Raw genomic sequence first — 25,359 nt, 5'->3', positions numbered from 1 at the left:
TATGGGGGCTCTGACGAAAGCTGAGATGGCGGAACGTCTGTATGAAGAGCTGGGCCTGAACAAACGGGAGGCCAAGGAATTGGTCGAACTGTTTTTTGAAGAAATCAGGCACGCTCTTGAAGACAACGAACAAGTCAAATTGTCCGGTTTCGGCAATTTCGACCTTCGGGACAAACGCCAGCGGCCTGGCCGCAATCCGAAAACGGGGGAAGAAATCCCGATCACGGCTCGCCGTGTGGTCACCTTTCGTCCAGGGCAGAAGTTGAAGGCCCGAGTTGAGGCTTATGCTGGAACCAAGTCATAACGACGAGCTCCCCGTCATCCCGGGCAAACGCTACTTCACCATTGGTGAAGTCAGCGAGCTGTGTGCGGTAAAACCACACGTGCTGCGCTACTGGGAGCAGGAGTTTCCTCAGCTCAACCCTGTCAAACGCCGCGGAAACCGCCGGTATTATCAGCGCCAGGACGTGCTGATGATCCGGCAGATCCGCGCGCTTCTTTACGATCAGGGGTTCACCATCGGCGGAGCGCGCCTGCGCTTGTCCGGTGATGAAGCCAAAGACGACACAACCCAATACAAACAAATGATCCGCCAGATGATCGCCGAGCTCGAAGATGTGCTGGTGGTACTCAAGAAATAAATTCCTGCTTTTAAATACTTCCAGTTTTCAAAAGCTTGCGATATATTCTTGAGCGTTCCTCGAGGTGAGGAACAAGTTACACGCCTAGTCGGGGCGTAGCGCAGTCCGGTAGCGCACTAGCATGGGGTGCTAGGGGTCGAGTGTTCGAATCACTCCGTCCCGACCATATAATTCAAGGGGTTGCGAGATTTATTCTCGCGACCCCTTTTTGTTTTCAGGCGTTTTTACCCCTACAAAACCACTGGCTCTGGGTGGAATCCTCACCTCTTCCGGAGGAGATGGACGCAAGATTTCTGTGTGTCAATGCCCCCCGCAAACCGAACGAAAGCCCACCCCCCCATTGAGGGTAGCCACCGCAACCGTAGCGCTCGGTAAGCTATTGCCGATGCGCGGTATACGGATTTTTTGCGAACGGAGTGGCAATGAAAAACAACAAAAACCTACAGGCGCCCCCGGAGCGTCCGGCTATCGGCATGCCTCGCGTACTGCGTGCGCAGCAGCCGGATCGCGAGGCTCGTGCGTTCTTGCGCCTGGCTAACATTTCCAGCAGCCTGCGTCCGGCGGAGGATTACTCGTTGCCCAGGCTGCGCCAGGGCTGGCGATTGGCGGCGCTTGCGCTGGGGCGCAATCCGCCGGTGAGATCAGTGACTGAACAAATGATCGACGGGCCGGGCGGCGCAATCGCTTTGCGCATCTTCAAACCTGACAATGCCACGCAACCGCAGCCTGCATTCATGTGGTTTTTCGGCGGTGGTTTCATCATTGGCGATCTGGATACAGCCGATGGAATCTGCCGCAGCATTGCTCTGGCGGCCAACTGCATAGTGATCGCCGTGCGCTATCGTCTCGCGCCGGAACACGATTTGTCTGCGGGCCGTGCTGATGCGCTCGCCGCGCTTGAGTGGGTGGCTAAAAATGGCGAGCAACTAGGGGTCGATACGACTCGCCTGGCCATCGGTGGCGATTCTGCAGGCGGCAATCTCTGTGCGGCTGTCGCCCAGGAAAGCCTGCGCCGCGGCGGCCCGGTACTGAGCCTGCAAGTGCTGGTTTACCCGGCGACCGAGTTGGTGGACAGATTCCCTTCCTACGTGGAGAACGCTTACGGGCGTACGCTCCTGACCGATCATGCGATGCAATGGATCGAGCGAACCCTGGCCCCTTCGCTCGACACCCTGGACTTGCTTGACCCTTGGTATTCGCCACGCCGCAACCCCGATATGCACGACCTGGCGCCGGCCGTTATCGTCAGTGCCGGTTTCGACCCGATCCGCGACGATGGCCTGGACTATGCCGCGCGCCTGCGCGCTGATGATGTGCCGGTGGAACTATTGCACTACAGGGGCCAGTTCCATGGATTCCTCAATTTCGATTCGGTCAACGGTGCCAGCCGCGATGCGCTGCAGCGCATCGGCGATGCACTGAAGGGGGCATTCGCGCGACAACCGGCTGCGGACAGGACGATTGAAATCGCCGACAGACTGCCGCGCAAGCACTCGCGTCTGCGTTGCACTGCCGATGAACTGGCGACTTCTACGCTGACCACCTGGGTCGTGACCGAACGGTGGGGCATCGTCTTGTTACGCCTGCTGTCGCCAAAGGCGAGCAAAGTCTGCGGCCTGTTGATCAAACCCTGGTTCTTGCCCACCGCGATGATGCGGCGCAAAGCCATTTCCGGTCTTGATCGAATGGCTGCGCGGCAAACCTGGCCAACAGAAAAAAACTGCATTGTGAATCCTTGATCGAGGAAAACGTCATGGCATTACCTGATCCGTTCAAACTGTATCGTGAAGCTATCACCCGGTTCGAAAACGGCGTCAATGCCTTGGCCGCACGTCATTTGGATTCAAGGGAAGTGGGTCTCGTGATCGATCAGTATGCGAGGGTCTCGCTCGGCTTGCAGCACCTGTCGCAGACATCGCTCGAGCGTCTGTACAAGCATCTGGACGTTCCCAGCCGTGGCGAAGTCGACGCCCTTGCCGCCTCTCTGCGGCGGGTCGAGGACAAGCTCGACCAATTGCTTCCAGCTGCCACCTGCACGCAAATTGCACCTCGCCCCCCACGCACACGACGTCAACGAGCCGAACCATTACCGGCACCCCGCAAAGCGGTCTCCAAAAGAGAAAAAAAGGAAGGGAGCAAAGATGCCTCAGCCGAATGACAACAAGGTCTGCGACTTGCCGTTGGCTAACAGGCTGCGCTCCGAGCTCTGCATGATGGTCAAGCGCGGTCTCAAGGGCCTCGAGTATCTCGGCACGCCGCCGCCGGCCGTAGGCCTGTCGCCCAAGACCCTGCTGCACCGTCGCGGCACCTTGTGCCTCTACCATTATCACGCCACAGCGGACGAGATTTACCGCGTGCCGCTGTTGTTCGTCATGGCGACGACCAGCAAGGCTGCCATTTTCGACCTGACAAAGGGGCAGAGCCTGATCGAGTTTCTGCTCGCCCGGGGGTACGACGTCTATGTCATGGACTGGATCGCGCCGAGCCGGGAAGAGTCTCACCTGAAGCTCGAACACTATGTGCTCGACTTCATTCCCGATTGCATCCGCCGAGTACAAAAAGACACGGGCGTGGAAGACGTCACGCTGATCGGCTATTGCATGGGCGGTGTCCTGGCGACGCTTTACGCCGCACTGCATCCCGGTGGCCCGCTGAAAAACCTGGTCTGTTTCACCACGCCCATCGACTGGACGAAGATGCCCCTGGCCAAACAACGGCACATCAACATCGAGCGCTTGATCGATGCGACCGGCCTTGTCCCGCCAGAGACCATCATCAAGGCGATCGAGCTGCATCGCCCCGCAGGCCGAATTGCCGGCCAGGCTCGTCTTTGGGACAACATGTGGAACGACGACTACGTCAGGGGCTACCGCATGATGGCGCGTTTCAACGACGAGACCTTGCCGCTTCCCGGTGAGTACTTGCGGCAGCTTCATCTGGAGCTGGGGCAAAGAAACTCATTGTACGAAGGCGGCATGCGCATCGGTGGCCAGGAGGTTGATCTGAAAAATATCGAAGTCTCGCTGCTGCACGTCATCGCGCAATACGACTCCCTGGTGCCGCCGGACTGCGCGCAGCCCCTGGTGGCTCGCGTGGGTTCGCGTGACAAGGAAGAACTGATGCTGCCGGGCGGTCATGTCAGCCTGGTGGCGGGGCCGGCCGCGGTGAAGCGGATGTGGCCCAGGCTCGAGCAATGGTTGGGCGAGCGTTCAGTATGAACCCCCGAGGCAAGGGCAGCGCACGCGTGAAATTGTGAGGCGGATGCCTGCAGCTGGCCAGATTGTGGAGCGCGTGGGCGGGGAGGGGGGGTAATTCCCCCCTTCAGGGAGTGGGGCGGTTGTGGTGCCGTGCGCCTAGTGTCTTGGGTCGCAGCGAACAGTCTCCCTATAACAAAAGAGAACCCTGAGATGCCCGGACCTTTGGCAGGTGTGAAAGTAGTTGAAATGAATGCGATCGGCCCTGCGCCGTTCGCCGCCATGATGCTGGCGGACATGGGCGCGGAAGTCATTCGCGTCGACCGTCATACGGCCGGCTTTCTCAATGCCGATGGCAGCCTGCTCGGGCGCGGACGCCGCAGCATTGCGATTGATCCGCGTAAACCCGGCGCCACTGAAGTGTTGTTGCAACTGATCGACGGCGCCGACGTGCTGATCGAAGGCTTCCGTCCCGGCGTGATGGAGCGCCTTGGCCTGGGGCCGGAGGTCTGCCTTGAACGTAATCCGAGGTTGATCTACGGGCGCATGACCGGTTGGGGCCAGACGGGGCCACTGGCACATGCGGCAGGGCATGACCTAAATTACATTGCGCTGTCTGGCGTACTCAACGCCATGGGCCATGCCGACCGGCCACCGACTCCGCCGCTGCATCTGGTGGGCGACATGGGGGGCGGGGCGATGTTTTTGCTCACAGGCATTCTGGCCGGGCTGTTCGAGGCGCAGAAATCCGGCCTGGGGCAGATCGTGGACGCAGCCATCTGTGACGGCGCGACGTTGCTCGGCAGCATGTATTACGACTGGCGCCATCAGGGGCAGTGGGACGACCAGCGCCAGAGCAACATGCTCGATGGCGGCGCGCCTTTCTATGGTTGCTACACCTGCGCCGACGGAAAATTCGTGTCTATTGGCAGCATCGAACCGCAGTTCTATCAATTGTTGCTGGAGCTGTGTGGTATCGACGATGCGGATTTCAAGCAGCAATGGCAGAAGCAGGACTGGCCGGTGCTTCGCCAGAAGCTCGAGGCGCTGTTCATGACTCGAACCCGCGATGCCTGGAGCCAACTGCTGGAAGGTACGGATGTGTGCTTTGCTCCCGTGCTGGATTTCAGCGAAGCCTTTACCCACCCGCACAACCGCGCTCGTGGCCTGTTCATGGAAACCGCCGGCGTATTGCACCCGGCACCCGCTCCCCGCTTGAGTCGTACACCCGTGGAGGCGGGAAGGGTCGTAAAGAACGGCGAAAACACCCTCGAAATCCTTGAGCAACTCGGTTTCAGCAGTGGGCAGATCGATGAACTGCGCAACGTCGGCGCGATTGTTTGAGGGCGAATGCCGATTGCCTGCCAAGCCCCCCTTCCGTGGGGGGGGAGGTCACACCGATCATTCTTCTACCGTGGCTGCCAGTGGGTTAGCCGAGCTGTTCTTTCCCACTTTCAGCCGAATGTGAGGAGTAGATCAGTGGACATTCAATTCACCCCTGCCGAATTGGCTTTCCGAGAGGAAGTGCGGGCATTTTTACGTGACAGATTGCCGGCCGATATCGCCGCGCGTGGCCGCCACGGCAAGCGTTTCAACAAAGAAGACCAGGTCACCTGGATGCGCCTGCTCAATGAGCGGGGATGGTTGGCCGCCAGTTGGCCTGTGGAGTATGGCGGTACGGGTTGGGGCGCGGTGGAGAAACACATTTTCGATGAGGAATGTTCCGCATTCGGCGCTCCTTGGGTCGTACCGTTTGGCGTCAACATGGTCGCCCCGGTGATCATCAAGTTCGGTACGCCTGAACAAAAGGCGCGCTTCCTGCCACGCATTCTCAGCACCGAGGACTGGTGGTGCCAGGGCTATTCCGAGCCGGGCGCCGGTTCTGACCTGGCCGCTGTCAAGACCCGCGCCGTACGTGATGGCGACCACTACGTGGTCAATGGCCAGAAGACCTGGACCACCCTGGCCCATTATGCCGACTGGATCTTTTGCCTGGTGCGCACCGACCCTGAGGCCCAACAACAGCGCGGCATCAGTTTCCTGTTGATCGACATGAAGTCCCCGGGCATTACCGTTCGCCCGATCATCACCCTCGATGGTGAGCATGAAGTCAACGAAGTGTTCTTCGACAACGTACGCGTGCCGGTGGAAAACCTGGTCGGTGAGGAGAACAAGGGCTGGACCTGCGCCAAGTACTTGCTCACCCACGAGCGCACCAGCATTGCCGGCATCGGCCAGGCCAAGCAGATGCTGGCGCGGCTCAAGCGCATCGCCAGCCAGGAACAGCGCGACGGCCTGCCATTGATCGATGACATCCAGTTGCGCATGCAGATCGTCGAGCTGGAAATCCAGCTGATGGCTATCGAAATGAGCAACCTGCGCATTGTTGCCGCCGCCCGGGACGGCGGGGTGCCGGGCACTGAAAGCTCGTTCCTGAAGATCAAGGGCAGTGAAATCCGCCAGGCCATCACGTACCTGATGAGCAAGGTCCTGGGCCCCTATGCCATGCCCTTCGTGGAAGAGGAGCTGGGCTATGGCAAGCAGGCAGACCTGTACCGCGACTACAGCACCACGCCTGCCAGCCAATATCTGGATATGCGCAAGACTTCGGTCTACGGCGGTTCCAACGAAATCCAGAAGAACATCATCGCCAAGATGATTCTAGAGCTGTAAGGGGAATAGCGATCATGGACTTCAAACTATCCGAAGAGCAGCAAATGCTGCAGGACACCGCCGCTCGCCTGGTGCGTGATAACTATGCGTTCGAAGCGCGCGAGCAATTCGCCAAGAGCGAGCTGGGCTACAGCGTTGCCTTCTGGCGGCAGTTGGGGGAGTTGGGCCTGACCGCGGTGCCATTCGCCGAGGACTTGGGTGGCTTTGATGGCAGCGGCGTGGAGACGCTGCTGATCATGACCGAACTGGGGCGTGGTCTGTGTCTGGAACCCTACCTTCATTCGGTCATCTTCGCCGGTGGTCTGCTGACCCAGTCAGGCACTGACGAGCAACGCAACGAATTGCTGCCGGCGGTTGCCAGTGGGCAATTGCAATTGGCGGTGGCCGTCGATGAGCCGACCAGTCATTACCAGTTGCACGATGTACGCACCCGCGCCGACGCCGAGGATGGAGGCTGGCGTCTCAACGGGCGTAAATCGGTGGTGGTCGCCGGGCATAGCGCCGGGTTGATTGTCGTGTCTGCGCGAACCGCAGGCAGCGATCGTGACGAAACCGGCATCAGCCTGTTCCTGCTCGATCCGCGTGCGCCGGGAGTCAGCCGCCGCGCCTATCCGACCATGGATGGCCGCAATGCGTGCGAACTGTACCTGGACGATGTTTTCGTCAGTGCTGCCAGTGTGCTCGGTGAGCCCGGCCAGGCTCTGGCCGCGCTGCGTTATCAGCAGGGCCGGGCGATCGCTGCGCAGTGCGCCGAAGCCGTGGGCAGCATGGAAGCGGTGTGCGACCTGACCCTCGATTATCTCAAGACCCGCCAGCAGTTCGGCCAGGTGATCGGCAAGTTCCAGGCGCTTCAACACCGCATGGTGGACATGCGCATCGAACTGGACCAGGCCACCTCCATGGCCATCCTTGCCGCGTGTGCAGCCGATGCGCCAGACAGTGACCAGCGCAGCCGAACGCTGGCGGCCGCCAAGGTCTTGATCGTGCGCGCCGCCCGTTTTATCGCCGAGCAGGGTATTCAGCTGCACGGTGGCATCGGCTTGACCTGGGAATATGTGCTGTCGCACCACGCCAAGCACTTGCTGATGCTCAGCCATCAGTTCGGCAACGATGACCACCACCTCAAGGCCTACAGCCGGTTGCTGCAGGTCGACTGAGAAACGACGGCAATGTCCGTATTGATTTTCCCCTATCAGGGCCTTCGGGCCCTTTTTTTCGGGAAAAGCGGCCGTTACGGGCGAACCGTGTATCACCAAAAGGGGAAGAAATTGAGCCGTAGCATTTCCACACTGACGGGCATGGGTTGCAGACTTGATGGCGGCATGTTGTTCGGAAATACGCCGCGCGTGCTCTGGGCGGACTGGATGAAGCCCGCTCACGACAACACAGTAGAGATTTCTGCGCGGGTACTGTTGGTGCAAGAGCAAGGCAAAAACATCCTGGTCATGGCCGGAGCTGAAAATCTTCTGGCGCCGCTTGCGCGCAACTGCGGTTGCCAACCGCAGACACCGGGTTTGCTGGAAAGCCTGGCGCGGCGCGGGCTGAAAGAAGGCGACATCGATTCGGTAGTGTTGACACATGTGCATGCGCACCTCTCCAGGGACATGAGTGAACGGGTCAGGGAGGGCGATATGCCGCGCCTGTTGTTCCCGCGAGCGCGGTATGTGTGCGGCGAGCGACATTGGCACCGCGCACGCCGCCCGCACCCGCGGGATCGGGAAATGTTCGTCGCACCTTTGGTGCATGGGCTGGAGAGCAGTGGGCGTTTGACCCTGGTCGATAGCACTCGATGTGAGTCACTCGGCGATGACTGGTGTTTTCACATAAACGATGGATTTACCCCGGGTCAGCTGTTGCCGGAAATTCAGCTGCCAGGAGGTCCGGTGGTTTTCTGCGGTGACCTGATTCCCGGGACGCATTGGCTTGATCTTGAGGTGACCAGTGGCCGGGATCGCAACGCTGAGCGTGTGATCGACGAGAAGGAGCATCTGCTCGACCACCTGGTCGCTCTTGGTGGGCGCCTGTTCTTTGCTCGCGACCTGGAGGTGGCGATGGTCAAGGTCATGCGTGATCGCCGATCCCGCTATATCCCCTTTGATCAATACCGCACGTTGAACCGTTTCGAAGGCTAGAACCCTTCAGCTTCGTTCGCACGCCCCCCTCATCGCTTAATTATCCATCCCCCCCTAATTCCCCCTCCAGCGGGTGGGCGAGATGACCGGTCCTGCTCTTAGGATCGAATCGCTCTAAACAAAAAAACTACAAGAAAACACCGAGGAAGACCTACACGTGGATATCGCCATCAGAGCGACCTTCAGTTCGTTTCTGCCGCCTTCTTGGTTCGCCGCAGAAGCCCGCTCGCGTCGTACTTTTTCGCACAATTGGAGTGCCGCATGACAAAAACAATAATGCACGGTGGCTTTCGCCCCCATCTGCTGGCGGCTGCCGTTGCTATCGGCGTGAGCACCCAGGCCAATGCAGTCAATTTCGAAATCGGGGAAATCAAGGGGCAGTTCGATACATCGCTGTCGCTTGGCGCCAGTTGGGCTGTGCGTGGGCCCGATCCGGACTTTATTTCCAACTTCAACTCGCAGGGTGTGCGCGGTAATTCTTCGTCGCGCCTGTCGGACGACAATCGCCTGAACTTCAAGAAGGGCGAAACCTTCTCGAAGCTGTTCAAGGGCATCCATGATCTGGAGTTGAAGTACGGCGACAGCGGCATTTTCGTGCGCGGCAAGTACTGGTACGACTTCGAGCTGATGGATGAGCATCGTCCTTTCTATGACATTGATGACCATGGCCGCAATGACCTGGCCAAGGCCTCCGGTGCCGAGTTCCTCGACGCCTTTGTCTATCACAGCTACAACATCGGCGAGCTGCCGGGCAACGTGCGTCTGGGCAAGCAGGTGGTGAGCTGGGGCGAGAGTACCTTCATCGGCAACAGCATCAACTCGATCAACCCGATCGACGTGGCGGCCTTGCGGCGCCCGGGTGCCGAGGTCAAGGAAGGTCTGATTCCGGTCAACATGTTCTACATGTCGCAGAACATCACCGACAACTTCAGTGCCGAGGCGTTCTATCAGCTGGAGTGGGAAAGTACGGTCGTCGACAACTGCGGCACTTTCTTCGGCGCCGACCCGCTGGCCAAAGGCTGCTATGACCGTCAAGTCGGTGCCGGGCTGGACCTGGCGCCCGGCGTGGCCAACAACACGGCCAATCCGCCGGGCTTCGCCAACAACACCGACGATGCCTACACCCCGCGGGTAAAGGACAACGAAGCCCGTGACGGCGGTCAGTATGGCCTGGCCCTGCGCTGGTTCGTACCGGAGCTCAATGACACCGAGTTCGGTGCTTACGCGATGAACTATCACAGCCGCAGCCCGTATCTGAGCACCTTGCGCTCGACCGTGGCATTCAACGCCGCCAACCCGATCCCGGCACTGCGCGCCTCACGGTATTTCGTTGACTACCCGGAAGACATCCGCCTCTATGGCCTTAGTTTCCAGACCAACGTCGACGGCACGTCACTAGGTGGCGAAGTCAGTTTCCGGCCAAACATGCCGCTGCAGCTCAATAACACCGACCTGGCGGGTGCAACCACGGGTAACCCGGTAGCGCTGTTGAATCGTATCGGTTATGCCAACACCACCCCAGGTGGTGTGATCAATGGCTACAAACGCATGCCGGTGCTACAGGCCCAGATGTCGGCCACCCAGTTTTTCGAGCAGGTCATGGGAGCCAGTCGCCTGACCCTGGTCGGTGAAGTGGGCTACAACCGCATCAACGGCCTGGGCGAGTCCGATGGCACCGATCTGCGCTTCGGTCGCAGCGGGATTTTCGGTGTTGGCGTTCAGCCAGGGGCGGCCAATACAGCGTGCCTGAACAAGACCACCAACCCGCAGCAGGAATGCAACGACAAGGGCTTCTACACCGCCGAGTCCTGGGGCTACCGCGCTCGCGCCCGCCTGGACTATCCGAACGTGTTCGCCGGTATCAACCTGGCGCCGAACCTGGCCTGGTCCCACGACGTCAACGGCAACGGTCCGAACTTCGAGGAAGGCCTGAAGGCCATCAGCCTCGGCGTGGATGCTGATTACAAAAACACCTACACCGCCAGCCTCAGTTACACCGATTTCTTCGGTGGCGATTTCAATACCAACGGTGATCGGGACTTCGTCGCGCTCAGCGTCGGTGTGAACTTCTAACAAGAAGACAGTCGAGAGAAAGCAGACATGAAAACAACAACCATGATGCACATAGGCGCGCTCGCGCTGACACTGCTGGCCGGCCAGGTGATGGCCGCGGTTTCTCAGGAAGAGGCCGCAAAACTGGGTACCACCCTGACCCCGCTCGGGGCGCAGAAGGAAGGCAATGCCGATGGTAGCATTCCGGCCTGGACGGGTGGCTTGAAGCCCGGCGCGGCACCGGTCAGCCATCGGTTCCTGGGCGATCCATTTGCGGGTGAAAAACCGCTATTCACCATCACTCCGGCGAACGCTGCGCAATACCAAGACAAGCTCAGTGCGGGACAATTGGCGATGCTCAAACGCTATCCCGACACCTACAGGATTCCGGTCTACAAGACCCACCGCACAGCCGCTGCCCCGCAGGAGATCTACGACGCCGCGAAGAAAAGTGCGTTGAACACCCAGCCGGTCGACGGCGGTAATGGATTGACCAATTTCAGCGAATCTCGCAACTTCGCATTCCCGATTCCGAAGAACGGCGTCGAGGTGCTCTGGAACCATCTGACGCGCTATCGTGGCCTCAACCAGCGGCGCCAGTCGATCCAGGCGACGCCGCAGGTCGATGGGTCGTTCACCGTCGTCGAGTTCCAGGACGAAATGGCATTCCCGCAATACATGACCGGTGAAGACAAGGCAGGCAGTGAGAATATCTTCGCCTACTACATACAGCGCGTGACCGCGCCGGCACGCCTGGCCGGTAACGTCGTGCTGCTGCATGAGACCATCGATCAGGTCAAGGAGCCGCGTCTGGCCTGGGTCTACAACGCCGGTCAGCGTCGCGTTCGCCGCGCCCCGCAGATTGCCTACGATGGACCGGGTACCGCGTCCGACGGCATGCGCACTTCGGACAACGGCGACCTGTTCAACGGTGCCCCGGATCGCTACGACTGGAAGCTGATCGGCAAGAAGGAGATGTACATTCCTTACAACAACTACCGCCTGGCTTCGCCCTCGCTGAAATACGCCGACATTCTCAAGGCCGGGCACATCAATCAGGACTTGACCCGCTATGAGTTGCACCGGGTGTGGGAAGTGGAAGGCACCCTGAAACCGGGTGAGCGTCACATCTACGCCAAGCGTCACATGTACTTCGACGAAGACACCTGGCAATTGGCAGAAGTCGACCATTACGACGGTCGTGGCCAGTTGTGGCGTGTCGGTGAAGGCATGGCGATGAACGACTACGAACAAGGCGCCGGGATTTACGCAGGTCAGGTGCTGTATGACCTGGTTGCCGGTCGCTACCTGGCCATGGCATTGGGTAACGAGTTCAAGGAAGGGATCGAGTACGGCGTCCAGCCGAAACTGGCCGACTACACTCCGGCGGCCTTGCGCAACGCAGGTATTCGCTGATCCTTTGACGCCACGCATCGCCCTGTTTTCAGGGTGATGAGTGTGCTCAAGAACACCGTTCCTGTAGGAGCGAGCCTGCTCGCGAAGAATTCAAGAGCGCCGCGTTTAGCTAGTTAACACGCGTTATCGTTAACGTCCATCGCGAGCAAGCTCGCTCCTGCAACGTCTCTTATTGTTCTGCCCGTTGTCTCAACGCAGTCAATGCCTCATAGCGAGACGACACACCCAGCTTGGTGTAGATGTTCTTGAAGTTCCACTTGATGGTTTCCTGACTGAGATTCAGGGTCTGTGCAATGCGTTTGTTGGGCATCGACTGCTCCAGCAAACTGATGATTTCCAGCTCCCGCTTGGTAAACAGCGAAGATTCCCCCGCCGCCGAATCTTTCATTGCACGTGACGATGCAGGGCCAGTGCTGGCGCAGTTCAACGGCACGGCCGCCAACCGATTGCGGTAGCTGTCCAGGACCGGATCGTCACGACAATCCAGATTGGCCAGCAGGGTCAGCAGGGAAGGGCCTTCATCCAGCAGGGTGCGCACCAGGCCCAGCCGATAGCTTTCACCGACGACTTCACGCAACAGCACGGTGGTTTCTGCCGGGCGTCCAAGATCATTCAGCGCAACGGCACGCAACAGGACCGACTGGATTCGCCACTTGCCTCGACAGTAGCGACTGGCGAACTGCTCGACGATGTCCAGGGCCAGGAGGGCGCGATCCGGCTCTTGCCTGGCCAGGCAGATGCGCGCACGCGAAAGGGCCGCGAGGGCACTGATTTCCTGCGCAAGCGGCGTGTCGCCCGAATGACGATGGGTCAACGCGTCGAGGCCGGCTCTCTGGCTTTCGCACTGGCGCCAATCGCCGTTGCCAAGCAGGAAGCGTATTTGCTCGGTCAGGTTATGGGCCAGCGCGCGATCGAATCCTCGAGCACGAAACTCCATCGCCATCTTGGCCAGGTAAGTCAGCGCACTGGCCGTGGACTCCTGCAGGTAGTTCATGCGAGCGACACTGATCATCGCGGAGATGGTCACCGATGGCGGAGCGAATCGCAAAAGATCAAGACGATTGCTCAAGGCTTCGCGTACATCGTCAATGCGATCCATCTCGTAGTGCGCTTCGGCGACCGCCACCGCACAGGTGCATGCGCTGACTGAACGACGACCGTGATTGCGCTCGGCCAGGAGTAGAACATCAATGAGATGCCGTGAAGCCTCCATGACGTTTCCATTGAGTAATACCCCATGGGCAATGGTGGCGACGATCATCAGCGCCAACTCGTCATGGCTGGTGCGCAGCGTTTCGCATTCGGGGCTATTGAGGTACTCCCAGGCTTGTTGCTGATGGCCGAGGTAGACCAGGCAGTTGATGTACAGACAAACACGCATCCGCTCATTGAACGGGTGTGCGAAGCTGCGCGCCGGCAAGCCCTCAACGAGCTGGCTGCAACGTGCCAGGTCATCATGTTGCAAAGCGACCGCTGCTTTGGCCAGATCGATTTGTGGCTTCCACTTTGTCTTGGTCGCCGGACTCTTTTCGAGCACATCGATCCATGTTTCCGCTTTGCTGGTCAGCATCGTCAACAAGCAGCCCCAGGCACCTTGAAGCAGTACCTTGGGGTGCTGTGTCAATTGTTCCAGAGGCACACAGTCGAGCCAGCGCATGAACTGACCCAGATGACTCAGGCTGTGGTAGGTCGGCTGCTTTCGCTCCAGCAGCCAAACCAGCTCCTCAAGGTCTTCGCTGAGTACCGCATGACGAGTCGCTTCGCTCACCATTCCGGCGTGTTCGAACCAATGCGCCGCACGCAGGTGCAGTCGGGGCAGGTCGGCATCCGACGCGGTCAAGCGTTGTTGCAGGTATTCGGCGAATAGCGGATGCAACCGGTACCACTGCTGCTGGCTCTCCATGTCGACAGGCAGGATGAACAGGTTGCGGGTCTCGATGCTGGCAATCAGTTCGGCGGCTTGCGATGCCTGGCTGACATGCTCGGCTACCTGTGCATTGAAGCGGCGCAGAATCGAGATTTTCTCGAGAAATCCGATGATCTCCGTGGGTAACCCGTTCACCACGTCTTCGGCCAGGTAATCGCGCAAATCGCTGTTGCCGGGAAGCAGTCGATGGATCTTCGCTTCATTGCGCGGGTTGGCCTTGAGCGAGATGGACATCAATTGCAGGCCAATGGGCCAGCCATCCGTGTTGTCGTGAATGGAGTGCGCCAGCTCCATATCGATACCTTCGTCCAGATAGGCCTTGAGGAAGGCCAGGGACTCGTTGAAATCAAAACCAAGCTCGGTGGCGTTGATCTCACAGAGCTCGGCCATCGCTCGTAGTCGGCCGAGCTTCAGATTGGGATTCATCCGTGAGGCCAGGACAATGTGAAGCTGTGCCGGAGCACCATCCACTATCAGTTGAATCAGGCGGGAAATGCGTGGATCGGTGGCGAAATGGAAATCATCGATCATCAAGTACAGCGCACTGCTGACCCGCGCCAAGGTGTTGATCATCACCGACGCCAGCGCGAGCAAGCCGTCCAGTGACTCGCGCTCGATCAACAGCAAGAGATCGTCCTCCAGGGGGACACCGGCATTCTGCAGGGTGCAGATGAGATTGGCGCAGAACGACTCCAGGACGCCATCCTCCTGGGCGAGGGAGAGCCATACGACAATGCTGCCGTCCTTGATCAGCCCTTGTCGCCACTGCGCCATCAGTGTGGTCTTGCCGAACCCCGCGCTGCCATTGATCAGGGTCAGGCGGCAATCCCGAGCCGCTTGCAGGCGGGCCAGCAGCGTCTCCCGCAGCACGGCGTGACTGCTGATGCGTGGCGGTGAGAAGCGGGTAGTAATGGGCGGGGAACTCGGAAGCATGGCTAATCCAGTCTGCTGCGGATTTCAAAGGCTTTGGAAAGATTTTAGGCCGATTACAGCACGTTTATGCAATGACTAAATTACTCGCCGGGGCAAGCGCAATCGGGCGAAGACAGGGGGGGCCACCCCAATCCCCCCCGCAGGACGCGGGTACAGCCTGCAGATGATTTCGTAACGATGACAGCCTGGATTGCTCGGGATATCGAGCAAAGCGAGAAGCCGCAGTGGGCTGAATTTTTTATGGAGAATGTGATGTCGCACAAACCGTACGTTGCCGGGGTTGGCATGATCCCGTTCCTGAAGCCAGGGGCCAGTGGGTCGTATATCGAAATGGGCGCTGAAGCCACTCGCCAGGCATTGAAAGACGCAGGACTGGACTATCACCTGGTTCAACAGGCTTATGTCGGATATGTCTATGGCGATTCCACCTGCGGCCAATCGGCACTCTACGAAGTGGGCATGAGCGGCGTACCGGTAGTGAACGTCAACAACAACTGCTCCACGGGTTCCACTGCCCTGTACCTGGCTCGCCAGGCCGTGGAAAGCGGGGCGGTGGAATGCGCCTTGGCCCTGGGCTTCGAGCAAATGCAACCCGGCGCCCTGGGGGCGGTGTTTACCGATCGTCCGGCCTGCATGGGCAAGCACCTTCAGGTCTCGGACGAACTGACCGCTGACGCTGGCGCGATCGGCGTTCCGATGACGCTGCGCCAGTTTGGTGGTGCGGGGCGTGAACACATGCAGCGTTATGGCACCGAGATGAGCACCTTTGCCGCGATTCGCGCCAAGGCCAGCCGTCATGCCGCCAACAACCCGCTCGCGCTGTTCCGTAAAATCGTCACCACCGAAGATGTGATGAACGATCAAGTGCTCTGGCCGGGTGTGATGACGCGCCTGATGGCTTGCCCGCCCACCTGTGGCGCAGCCGCTGCGATCATCTGTAGCGAAGCGTTCGCCAGGAAACATGGTCTGCGCACTGACGTGATGATCATGGCGCAATCGATGACCACTGATCGAGGGGTTTCCTTCGAACCAGCATCGATGATCCAGACGGTCGGTTTCGACATGACCCGGCGTGCCGCTCACGAGGTGTACGAGAAGGCGGGTGTCGGGCCGCAGGATATCCTGGTTGCCGAAATGCATGACTGCTTTGCCCAGAATGAGCTACTGACCTACGAAGCCTTGGGTCTGTGCCCGGTAGGCGGCGCCGAAAAATTCGTGCTCGATGGCGATAACACCTACGGCGGGCGTGTGGTGACCAACCCATCCGGCGGGCTGCTCTCCAAGGGCCACCCGCTGGGGGCCACAGGTCTGGCTCAGTGCTATGAACTGACACACCAGCTGCGCGGAACCGCTGACAAGCGTCAGGTCGAAGGCGTGAATCTCGCCCTGCAACACAACCTCGGCCTGGGTGGTGCCTGCGTCGTCACGCTCTACGGCCGCGCTTGATGGCGTTCGCGTGCGCACGTAAGGCGCACGCGTTTTTTGCACCGAACGCAGTGAATCAGCATGGCGTACTTCCTGTATTAAACTATCGGTCTGCACTTGAAGAAGATTGTCTCCGGAACTCAGTCGATGGCTATGCCACCCCAAGATCCCAAGCGCCACCTGTCAGTCGATCGGGTGCCCCAACTCATCCCTGACACCAAGGTCATTCCACCTCGCGGTGCACGCCAGCTCATGCCCCGCGCGACACTGATGAGCCGCCTGATGGAGGCCCGTCGGCAGCGCTGTATCGCTATCCAGGGGCCTGCCGGAAGCGGCAAGACCAGCACCTTGCTGGCCTGGCGCCGGGAATTGATAGCGATCGATTTCGACGTCGCCTGGCTGTCACTGACTGGCGAGGATAATGAGCCGGCGCGACTGGCCAATTGCTTGTTGGCCAGCGTTGCCGAGGTCGACGTCGCGCTTGCACGAGAAGCCGCTTTGTTGCTCGGGGAAGGTGGTGGCGAGTTGGCGCTCGAACACTGGGTCATCGTCCTGCTTCAGTCTGTGGCTCGACACGGCTCTGAGCTGGTGGTGATGATCGATGATGTGCATCACCTCAATGATGCAGATAACTTCAAGGTGCTGGGTTGGCTGCTTGACTATGCACCGCCGAACCTTCACCTGGTGCTCGGCACGCGCAGCGCGTTACCGGCATCGCTTCCGCTTGCGCGTCTGCGCACCCAGGGTCAGCTGAGCGAGTATGACTTGCGGGACTTGCGTTTCAGTGTCGAAGAGTCAGAACGATACTTGCGACAGTTTGGCGAGATCAGCACTCACGATGCCGAGGCCCTGCATGACTTGACCGACGGTTGGGTGGCTGGCCTGCAATTGTTCGCGATCGACTTGAAATCCAGGCACGGCAGCAACTTCAATCGCATGCAGGTACGAGGCGCCGGGGCCTTTGCGCAGTACTTCGAGCAGGAGGTGTTGATCCACTTGCCACTAGAAGACCGGCAGTTGCTCACGCATTCTTCGATCTGCAATCGCTTCACCGCCCCCTTGTGCGCCAGGCTTGTTGGCAAGCCGCACGCGATTGCCGGGATGATGAGCCAGTTGACCCGCCTCGACAGCGATAACCTGTTCATCACCCAGATCAAGAGCCACGACAGGGAAACCTGGTACCGCCTCCACCCGTTGTTGCGCGAGGTACTGCGCGAGCACCTGAGCCGTCAGCCCGAGGAGGAACAGAAAAAACTCCATGCCGTGGCGCGCGACTGGCTGCTCGAACAAGGACATATCGACGAGGCGGTGCGCCACGCCGTACTGGCCGGCGATTTTCAGATTGCGGCCGATATTGTCGAAGCCTGCGCGCACGAATTGATGGCGCGTGGTTCCCTCAGTCAATTGCCCAACCTTCTGCGCCGGCTGCCCATGGAACAGATGCGCGAGCGCTATAGCCTGCAACTGGTGATGGCGCAGTTACAACTGCATGCGCATAACTTCGCAGAGGGGCAAGAGATACTTGACCGGCTGGAGGCGCAACAGCACCGGCTGAATGTTCAACAGCGTCAAGGCCTGCTGGTCACGCGTGGCACGCTGGCCATGCAGCGTGACCTGACCGAGGCGGCATGGTGCTTCGCTCCGGAACTGGAAGCGATACCTGACGATGCCGACGATCTGATATTGACCGGTCGCGCCTCCATTCTTGCCTGGTTGTATTTGTTCAGCGGAGATCACGAGCGGGTGCGCGCAATCATCCAGCACAGCGATCGCCCGAATACCTCGCCGCGCCGGACCCTCGTTGGCCGATGCATCTACGGCATGAGCCTGGTGCATGAGGGACGCATCAGTGAAGCGGAAAATATCTTTCGCAACACCCTGGAAGCTGCAAAATCGCACGGCAGCAGTGCCGCGGTCGCTGGCCATGCGGCTGCCGCTTTCCTGGCCAGCCTGTTGTACGAACAACACAATCTGGCCGATGTCTGCCATTTGCTTGAGCCTCGCCTCGACATCCTTGAGCGGATCTCCATGCCCAACATCGTCTTGCACAGTCTTCTGTCGCTGAGCCGCGCTTGTTGGCTCAAGGGCGAGCAAACCCGGGCCATGCTCTATCTGGATCGCTTGAAAGACTACGCACAGCGCTACGACCTGGGCCGTCTGCTCGCCTGGACACTGTACGTGCGTATGCGTTGGTGTCTCGAAAAACTCCATACTTCGCAGGCCGAAGCCCTTTTGAGCGAGCTTCAGGAACTTGCCGACAAGCAGGCCGGCATCCATCGCGGTACGCCACTGATCATCCGGCTTTTGGCCATGCGGGCGGCGATCGAATTGAGTTTGTATCAGCGCGAATTCAGTGTCGCGATCGAGCAAATCGCACGGCTGATCGATGAGTGTGAAACGGCCACGCATTGGCAGTGGGTGGCCATCGCGCGGCTCCAACTGTCCATCGCTGAAAAGGGGCGAGGACGTGACGAGCAAGCGCTCGAACAATTGATTGAAGTCTTGCGTCTGGGACACCGCCTGGGCCTGGTGCGCAGTCTGCTCGATGTAGCGCCACAACTGCCTCGAATGCTGAACGATTTGCTGCAAGCCAATGCGCTTGATCCGGTGCTTGCGTTTTATGCTCAGCGCCTGATCGCAGCGGGCAGGCCGGCAGAAAAAGCCGGGCGCACAGTGATTTCATCGGTTGCGAACTTGAGTGAGCGGGAGACTGAGGTCGTGCAGCTGATGGCACAAGCCATGACCAACAAGAAAATTGCCCGCACCCTTGGCGTGTCACCGGAAACGGTGAAATGGCACATCAAGAATCTGTTCGCCAAGCTCGACGCCACCGGCAGGGAAGAAGCGATTGCCAAATGGCGCGACCTGAATACCTTGTAGGAGCAGCCGGTCGACGCTCCTACAGGTATCGAACGTCAGTTGACGTTGCTCAGACGGTTTTCCCAGAACGGTTTGCGCAGTTCGTTTTTCAGTACCTTGCCGACGCTGGACATCGGCAAGGAAGCGCGAAACTCGATGCTGCGGGGCACCTTGTAGCCGGCAATCATTTTCCGACAATGGGCAACCACTTCATCTTCGGCAACGCTGGCACCAGGCTTGAGGATGATCACCGCATGCACTGTCTCCCCCCATTTAGCGCAGGGAATACCAATCACAGCCGCTTGGGCAATGGCCGGGTGGCTGACAAGGGCGTTCTCGACTTCGGCGGTGAAGATGTTCTCGCCACCGCTGACGATCATGTCCTTGAGACGGTCGCAGATGTAGATGAAGCCATCGTCGTCCATGTAGCCGCCGTCACCGGTATGCATCCAGCCGCCGCGAAGCGCTTCGGCGGTGGCTTCCGGTTTGTTCCAGTAACCCAGCATGACGTTGGGGCCACGCACCAGGATTTCGCCGACCGTGCCACGGGGCACTTCGCGATCCTCGGTATCGGCAATGCGGATTTCCACGCAGCTGATGGGCAGCCCGGCTGAGTACATCTTGCCGCTGCGCTGATGTTCCTCGCTGTGGTACTCGGCGCCCAGCATGGTGATGCCGGGGGCCATTTCGGTCATGCCATAGCCTTGCGCGAACTGGGCTGCTGGGAAGGTCTGACGGGCACGCGCGAGCAGGACAGGAGTAATCGGCGAGGCGCCGTAGGTGATTTCCCGAAGCGAGCTCAGGTCCAGTGCCGCATGGGTTGGGTTTGCCTGGTGCCAGTCGAGGATCATCTGCAGCATGGTCGGCGCTAGAAAGGTGTCGGTGGCTTGCTCCCGGCTGATCTGTTCGATGACCTCTTGCGCTTTGAAGGCGGGCAGCACGATATGCATGCCACCGCTGAGGAACAGCACGACCATCGCAGCCAGGTCGGCCAGATGGAACATTGGCATGGCATGCAGGTAGCGCGTCTGTGCGCCGTAGCCCACACGATCCTGGTTGGCGAGGGCGGAGATGCCGATGTTGTTATGGCTGAGCATCACGCCCTTGGGGAAACCGGTGGTGCCGCCGGTGTAGAAGATTCCGAGAAGGGAATCGCCACAACGGTGCGCGTCTTCCACCGGCTCATTCTCGGCGATCAGGGCCTCGTAGTTGAGCATGCCCTCGGGCGTTTCACCGTCGCCGGCATAAATCACCAAGCGGATGCTCTTGGCCTCGACAGCCACCTGGGTCCCCAGTTTCTGGAAGGCGTCATCGACGATCAGCACGCAGGTTTGCGAGTCATCCAGGGAGTAGACGATTTCTGCTGCGCTCCAGCGGATGTTGACCGGATTGAGCACGGCATCGGCCCACGGTACTGCCTGGTAGTACTCGATGTAGCGCTGGGAGTTGAGCGAGAGCATCGCTACACGCTCGCCACTGGCCACGCCCAGGCGTTTGAGCGCGCCAGCCAGCCGAGCAACGCGATCACCCAACTGGGCGAAAGTCACACTGCGGCCCTGATAACGAATTGCCGTGGCATTGGGGCGCTGCTGCCGATGGCGCTGCAGCCCTTGGGTCATGTACATCAAAACCTCCAATATTGTTTTTGTAGGGAGTCCACTTGCGAGGTGGTCTGCAGGCCGTGATCTCATTGTCCGGGCATTCTTCCAACCGTGGGAGGGAAGAGTGCCCGGGGAGACGAACGGCCGTCAGAGGTTGCCGTAGCCACCGCCGCAGACCAGGGCCTGGCCGGTGACGTAGTTGGCTTCCGGCAGGCACAGCATCACCACCGAACCGGCCGCTTCTTCGGCCGTGCCGGGGCGTCCCAGGGGAATGGCAGAGCTGGCGGTATCGATGCGTTCCTGTTGAACGCCGACCTTTATTTCACGACCTTCAATGTTGATGGTCTTGCTCTCGTCGCCAGCCAGCGCCTGGGTCAGTCGGGTATCGATGAAACCAAATGCCACGGCGTTGACATTGACCTTCAGGCGCCCCCACTCCTTGGCCAGGGTCTTGGTCATGCCAATGGTCCCGGCCTTGGCGGCGGAGTAGTTGGACTGACCGGCGTTACCGCCAGCGGCCACGGAGGAAATGTTGACGATTTTGCGGAACACTTCGCGGCCTTCGGCGGCGTCTTTCTTGGCTTGGGCGCTGATGATCGGCTGGGCCGCACGCAGAATGCGGAACGGTGCGGTCAGGTGGCAGTCGATGATCGCGTACCACTGTTCGTCGGTCATTTTCTGGATGACGTTGTCCCAGGTGTATCCGGCGTTGTTGATGATGATGTCGATGCCACCGTAGCTCTGCACGGCGGTCTGTACGAAACGCTCAGCGAAATCGGCGGCAGTCACGCTGCCGACGCAAGCAACGGCTTCACCACCGGCCTGGCGAATTTCAGCCACGACTTCTTCGGCCGGTGCCGAGTCCAGATCGTTGATCACCACTTTGGCGCCATAGGCAGCCAGTTGCAGAGCAACGCTACGACCGATACCACGACCGGAACCGGTGACCAGGGCGACTTTACCTTCAAGCTTTTTCATTGGATTGTTCCTTGGGCTGTGGGTTGAACTATCAGGCGAGGGCGACAACGGCTTCGCCGGCCAGCTTCTCTTCGCCGTACTGATTGGCGCAGCGAAGCGCCAGGCGCACACGCTGCTCGCCGGCATCGATGAACTTCTCGACGACCTTGCCGGTACAGGTCGGGATGTGGCCGAGATGAGTGATTCCAGTGAAACGAACCGATAGGCTGCGCACCTGGCTTTGCGGCACCCAGGCGGTCAGCAGGCGACCGAAGTACGCCGCGGACAACATGCCGTGGGCGAACACATCATCCATCCGCGACTTGCGGGCGAAGTCGAGGTCGACGTGGATCGGGTTGTGATCACCTGAAGCGCCGCAGTACAAGGCGAGGGTGGTGCGGTTGACCGGCTGCAGCTTGAGCAGCGGGATCTCGTCACCGACCTGGATATCGGAAAATCGAACGCTCATGACGACTCCTTAGCGCTGCACAAGAGAGGAGCGGATATCGGCGATGTGCTCGCCATCCTGATTGGTTACTCGTGCCTCCATGACCACGAATTGCAGGGCGCCACCTTTCTTTTCGTAGAGGTCGGAGATGAAGCCGTGGAACGTCAGCACGTCTCCCGCGTAGGCCATCGAGTGATAGACGAAGGACTGCTCGGCGTGAAGAACCCGGCCAAGGTCGAAGCCGACCAGGTTGAGCAGTTCCACCACATCGCGGCCTTCGCTTTCCAGACACTTGAGGAAAGTGGGCGGGACCGGCAATGACTTATGGCCGGCGGCCTTCGCGGCGGCTTCGTCGGTATAGACCGGATCGGTTTCGCCGATGGCCTTGGCGAAGAAGCGCAGGCGACCCTTTTCAACGTCGACGCTGTACGCGCCGATTTTGTGCCCGATCAGATTTTTGTCTGCCATGTTCACTTGGCTCCTATGTGAAAACGCGCCTGAACAGGGCGATCAGTTTTTACCAAACAGCGTGACGACACAGGCGCCGCCCAGACCCAGGTTGTGTTGCATGGCGATTTGCACACCGTCCACCTGGCGCTTGTCGGCGGTGCCGCGCAGCTGATGGGTCAGCTCATAGCATTGGGCAAGGCCGGTTGCGCCCAGCGGGTGGCCCTTGGAAAGCAGACCGCCGGAGGGGTTGGTCACGACCTGGCCGCCGTAGGTGTTGTCGCCATCGAGGATGAAACGTTCAGCCTCGCCGACCGGGCATAAACCCAGGGCTTCATAGGTCAGCAGTTCGTTGTGGGCGAAGCAGTCGTGCAGCTCGACCACGCGGATATCCTCAGGGCCGATACCGGCTTGTTCGTAGACCTGGTTGGCAGCCGCCTGAGCCATGTGAAAACCGGCGAAGCTGATCATCGACGGTGGATCGAAAGACACAACCGAGTCCGTGGTCATCGACTGGGCGAGGATCGCCACGTCAGTGCGCAGGCCGTGTTTTTTGGCGAAGGCTTCGCTGCAGACAATCGCAGCAGCGCCACCGCAGGTTGGCGGGCATGCCATCAGGCGGGTCATGACGCCGGGCCAGATGACTTTGTCGTTCATCACTTCTTCGGTGGTCACCACATTTTTGAACAGCGCCAGCGGGTTGTTGGCCGCGTGGCGGCTGGCCTTGGCGCGGATCGCGGCGAAGGCCTCCATCGAGGTGCCGTAGCGTTGCATGTGCTCGCGACCGGCGCCGCCGAAACCACGCAAGGCTTGAGGGATGTCCGCGGCATCGGCGGTCAGCGATTCGAGTACGTGCAGGAAGCGTGCGCGGGGGCGGGGACGGTCATCCCAATGGGACCTCAGCGCGCCGGCCTGCATCTGCTCGAAGCCCAACGCCAGGGCGCACTCGACCTGACCGCTGGCCACGGCGGCGCGGGCGAGATACAGGGCAGTAGAACCGGTGGAGCAGTTGTTGTTGACGTTGACCACCGGAATACCGGTCAGGCCGACCTCGTAGAGGGCGGTCTGGCCACTGGTGGAGTCGCCGAACACGTAGCCGGTGAAGGCCATCTGGATCTTGTCGTAGCCAATCCCCGCGTCCTTCAGCGCAAGGCGCAAGGCCTCGGCACCCATTTCGGTGTAAGTCGGGCTTGCGCCCGGCTTGCTGAATGGAATCATGCCGACGCCGGCAACGATAACTTTTCCGCTCATGTCTTTGGTCTCGGTAGAAGAGGAGGAGATTTACAGCTTGCGAGCGATCAGGTCGCGCTGGACTTCGTTGGTGCCACCGAAGACCCGGGATATGCGCAGGTCGACAAAGGCGCGGGCAATCGGATACTCGAGCATGTAGCCGTAACCACCGTGCAACTGGACCATGTCATCCAGGTGCTTCCACAGGGTCTCGGTGGCGAACAGCTTGGCGATGGCGGCCTCTTCCACGGTCAACTTGCGGCGCATGTGCTCGCTGATGTAGTAGTCGATCATGGTGCGTACCGCGACTGAGGCGGCCTTGGCATCGGCGAGTTTGAATTTGGTGTTCTGGAAATCCCACACCGAGTGGCCGAAGGCCTTGCGCTCCTTGACGTACTCGATGGTCAGGTCAAGCAGACGCTCCAGGTGAATGGCGGCATAGATGGCGATACCCAGCCGTTCCTGTGGCAGCTCCTGCATCATGTAGGCGAAGCCTTTGCCTTCCTCGCCCAGCAGGTTGCCGACGGGTACGCGCACATCGTCGAAAAACATCTCCGCGGTGTCGGAAGCGCGCTGGCCGACCTTGTCGAGCTTGCGGCCTCGACGGAAGCCTTCGCGACTGGTTTCCACCATGATCAGGCTGATTCCCTTGGAACCCGCCGTCAGGTCGGTCCGACAGGCCAGCAGGACCATGTCGCAGTTCAGGCCATTGCTAATAAAGGTCTTGCTGCCATTGATGACGTATTCGTCGCCATCACGGATTGCGGTGGTGCGTGCAGCTTTCAGGTCACTGCCGCTGCCCGGCTCGGTCATGCCGAGGGCGAGGATGGTTTCGCCACTGCAGATGCTCGGCAGCCAGCGATGCTTTTGCTCTTCGGTACCGAAACGCACGATGTACATCGCAATGATGTCCGAGTGCAGGCCGAAACTGACGCCAGACACGCCGGCTCGGTGCATTTCTTCATTGATGACTGTCGCGTGGCCGAAGTCTCCGCCGCCACCGCCATACACCGCAGGGACCATGGAGCACAACAAACCTTCGCGGCCGGCCTTGAGCCAGGTCTGACGGTCGACCTTGCCGGCCTCGTCCCATTCGGCCTGACGTGGCACGCATTCGCGGTCGAAGAAGCGGCGGGCGGTTTCGCGGAACATTTCATGGTCTTCGCGAAAGATGGATCGTTGAATGTGCATTACGGACTCCAGTGTCTGTAAAAGGATCGGCAGGCGACTCCTGGGGGGGTGAGCCATGTGTCCGAGGGACTGGAGGAATGCTGCCGGGGCGGCTGTCGCGGTATCCCTCCCCACGGTGGGGGGGGATGAAAGTTGCGGGAATTCACGGTGGTGGCTTACCGACTGGCTATCGGCGGTGACCTACTCATCGTGGGGGGGGGAGTGAGTGACCGGGGCTTCGTAGGCTCTGCGTC

At 59.9% G+C, this 25,359-nt stretch carries 20 protein-coding genes and 1 tRNA gene; 14 read left to right on the top strand and 7 right to left on the bottom strand.

Annotated elements, in window-relative coordinates; genetic code table 11:
• The first annotated feature begins 1 nt into the window (after nucleotide 1).
• The 12 genes from ihfA (at nucleotide 2) to EI969_RS20330 (ending at nucleotide 12,108) form a co-directional block, all read left to right on the top strand.
• Nucleotides 2–304: an integration host factor subunit alpha gene (gene ihfA, locus EI969_RS20385; RefSeq protein ID WP_002553164.1), complete on the top strand. Its 303-nt coding sequence runs from the start codon at nucleotides 2–4 to the stop codon at nucleotides 302–304.
• A complete protein-coding gene (locus EI969_RS20380; protein WP_003179985.1) occupies nucleotides 285–641 on the top strand; it encodes a MerR family transcriptional regulator in 357 nt (118 codons plus the stop codon). The genes ihfA and EI969_RS20380 overlap by 20 nt, the downstream gene beginning before the upstream one ends.
• Before the next feature lie 89 nt (nucleotides 642–730).
• Nucleotides 731–807, top strand: a tRNA-Pro gene (locus EI969_RS20375).
• Between the two features lie 256 nt (nucleotides 808–1,063).
• The gene (locus tag EI969_RS20370) at nucleotides 1,064–2,380 is read left to right on the top strand and encodes an alpha/beta hydrolase (protein ID WP_160389366.1); all 1,317 of its coding nucleotides are present in this window, start codon (nucleotides 1,064–1,066) and stop codon (nucleotides 2,378–2,380) included.
• Between the two features lie 14 nt (nucleotides 2,381–2,394).
• Nucleotides 2,395–2,799 carry a hypothetical protein gene (locus EI969_RS20365; protein WP_160389365.1) on the top strand — a complete coding sequence of 135 codons (405 nt, stop codon included), beginning with the start codon at nucleotides 2,395–2,397 and terminating at the stop codon, nucleotides 2,797–2,799.
• Complete coding sequence (locus tag EI969_RS20360; protein WP_256678340.1) at nucleotides 2,783–3,859, top strand: alpha/beta fold hydrolase; 1,077 nt, start codon at nucleotides 2,783–2,785, stop codon at nucleotides 3,857–3,859. The genes EI969_RS20365 and EI969_RS20360 overlap by 17 nt, the downstream gene beginning before the upstream one ends.
• Nucleotides 3,860–4,048: 189 nt before the next feature.
• The gene (locus EI969_RS20355) at nucleotides 4,049–5,179 is read left to right on the top strand and encodes a CaiB/BaiF CoA-transferase family protein (RefSeq protein ID WP_160389364.1); all 1,131 of its coding nucleotides are present in this window, start codon (nucleotides 4,049–4,051) and stop codon (nucleotides 5,177–5,179) included.
• Between the two features lie 135 nt (nucleotides 5,180–5,314).
• Nucleotides 5,315–6,508: an acyl-CoA dehydrogenase family protein gene (locus EI969_RS20350; RefSeq protein ID WP_160389363.1), complete on the top strand. Its 1,194-nt coding sequence runs from the start codon at nucleotides 5,315–5,317 to the stop codon at nucleotides 6,506–6,508.
• Nucleotides 6,509–6,522: 14 nt separating this feature from the next.
• On the top strand, nucleotides 6,523–7,665 hold the full coding sequence (locus tag EI969_RS20345) for an acyl-CoA dehydrogenase family protein (RefSeq protein ID WP_160389362.1): 1,143 nt from the start codon (nucleotides 6,523–6,525) through the stop codon (nucleotides 7,663–7,665).
• A gap of 12 nt (nucleotides 7,666–7,677) precedes the next feature.
• On the top strand, nucleotides 7,678–8,640 hold the full coding sequence (locus tag EI969_RS20340; RefSeq protein WP_305989809.1) for an MBL fold metallo-hydrolase: 963 nt from the start codon (nucleotides 7,678–7,680) through the stop codon (nucleotides 8,638–8,640).
• A 261-nt stretch (nucleotides 8,641–8,901) separates the two neighbouring features.
• Nucleotides 8,902–10,713: a DUF1302 domain-containing protein gene (locus EI969_RS20335; protein ID WP_160389361.1), complete on the top strand. Its 1,812-nt coding sequence runs from the start codon at nucleotides 8,902–8,904 to the stop codon at nucleotides 10,711–10,713.
• A 27-nt stretch (nucleotides 10,714–10,740) separates the two neighbouring features.
• Nucleotides 10,741–12,108 (top strand): DUF1329 domain-containing protein, encoded by a 1,368-nt coding sequence (locus tag EI969_RS20330; protein WP_160389360.1) that lies wholly within the window; start codon nucleotides 10,741–10,743, stop codon nucleotides 12,106–12,108.
• Between the two features lie 169 nt (nucleotides 12,109–12,277).
• Here the strand turns inward: EI969_RS20330 and EI969_RS20325 are convergent, their stop codons facing one another.
• The gene (locus EI969_RS20325; RefSeq protein ID WP_160389359.1) at nucleotides 12,278–14,968 is read right to left on the bottom strand and encodes a LuxR C-terminal-related transcriptional regulator; all 2,691 of its coding nucleotides are present in this window, start codon (nucleotides 14,966–14,968) and stop codon (nucleotides 12,278–12,280) included.
• 252 nt (nucleotides 14,969–15,220) lie between these two features.
• Here EI969_RS20325 and EI969_RS20320 point away from each other — a divergent pair, with 252 nt between their 5' ends.
• Together EI969_RS20320 and EI969_RS20315 are read left to right on the top strand one after the other, a co-directional pair.
• Complete coding sequence (locus EI969_RS20320; protein ID WP_160389358.1) at nucleotides 15,221–16,414, top strand: lipid-transfer protein; 1,194 nt, start codon at nucleotides 15,221–15,223, stop codon at nucleotides 16,412–16,414.
• A 126-nt stretch (nucleotides 16,415–16,540) separates the two neighbouring features.
• The gene (locus EI969_RS20315) at nucleotides 16,541–19,273 is read left to right on the top strand and encodes a LuxR C-terminal-related transcriptional regulator (protein WP_160389357.1); all 2,733 of its coding nucleotides are present in this window, start codon (nucleotides 16,541–16,543) and stop codon (nucleotides 19,271–19,273) included.
• Nucleotides 19,274–19,308: 35 nt separating this feature from the next.
• Here the strand turns inward: EI969_RS20315 and EI969_RS20310 are convergent, their stop codons facing one another.
• The 6 genes from EI969_RS20310 to EI969_RS20285 form a co-directional block, all read right to left on the bottom strand.
• Entirely contained in the window at nucleotides 19,309–20,877 is a 1,569-nt protein-coding gene (locus EI969_RS20310; protein ID WP_160389356.1) for a long-chain-fatty-acid--CoA ligase, read from the bottom strand.
• A gap of 123 nt (nucleotides 20,878–21,000) precedes the next feature.
• A complete protein-coding gene (locus EI969_RS20305; protein ID WP_160389355.1) occupies nucleotides 21,001–21,831 on the bottom strand; it encodes an SDR family NAD(P)-dependent oxidoreductase in 831 nt (276 codons plus the stop codon).
• Between the two features lie 31 nt (nucleotides 21,832–21,862).
• Nucleotides 21,863–22,279 carry a MaoC family dehydratase gene (locus tag EI969_RS20300; RefSeq protein ID WP_160389354.1) on the bottom strand — a complete coding sequence of 139 codons (417 nt, stop codon included), beginning with the start codon at nucleotides 22,277–22,279 and terminating at the stop codon, nucleotides 21,863–21,865.
• Between the two features lie 9 nt (nucleotides 22,280–22,288).
• A complete protein-coding gene (locus EI969_RS20295; RefSeq protein ID WP_160389353.1) occupies nucleotides 22,289–22,726 on the bottom strand; it encodes a MaoC family dehydratase N-terminal domain-containing protein in 438 nt (145 codons plus the stop codon).
• A gap of 42 nt (nucleotides 22,727–22,768) precedes the next feature.
• Nucleotides 22,769–23,956: a lipid-transfer protein gene (locus tag EI969_RS20290; RefSeq protein ID WP_160389352.1), complete on the bottom strand. Its 1,188-nt coding sequence runs from the start codon at nucleotides 23,954–23,956 to the stop codon at nucleotides 22,769–22,771.
• 30 nt (nucleotides 23,957–23,986) lie between these two features.
• Nucleotides 23,987–25,126 carry an acyl-CoA dehydrogenase family protein gene (locus EI969_RS20285; protein WP_160389351.1) on the bottom strand — a complete coding sequence of 380 codons (1,140 nt, stop codon included), beginning with the start codon at nucleotides 25,124–25,126 and terminating at the stop codon, nucleotides 23,987–23,989.
• Nucleotides 25,127–25,359: the final 233 nt, after the last annotated feature.

Origin of the sequence: Pseudomonas sp. PB101 (assembly GCF_009764265.1) — a bacterium.
Taxonomy (GTDB): Bacteria; Pseudomonadota; Gammaproteobacteria; order Pseudomonadales; family Pseudomonadaceae; genus Aquipseudomonas.
This window is presented reverse-complemented; position numbering and strand designations above follow the sequence as displayed.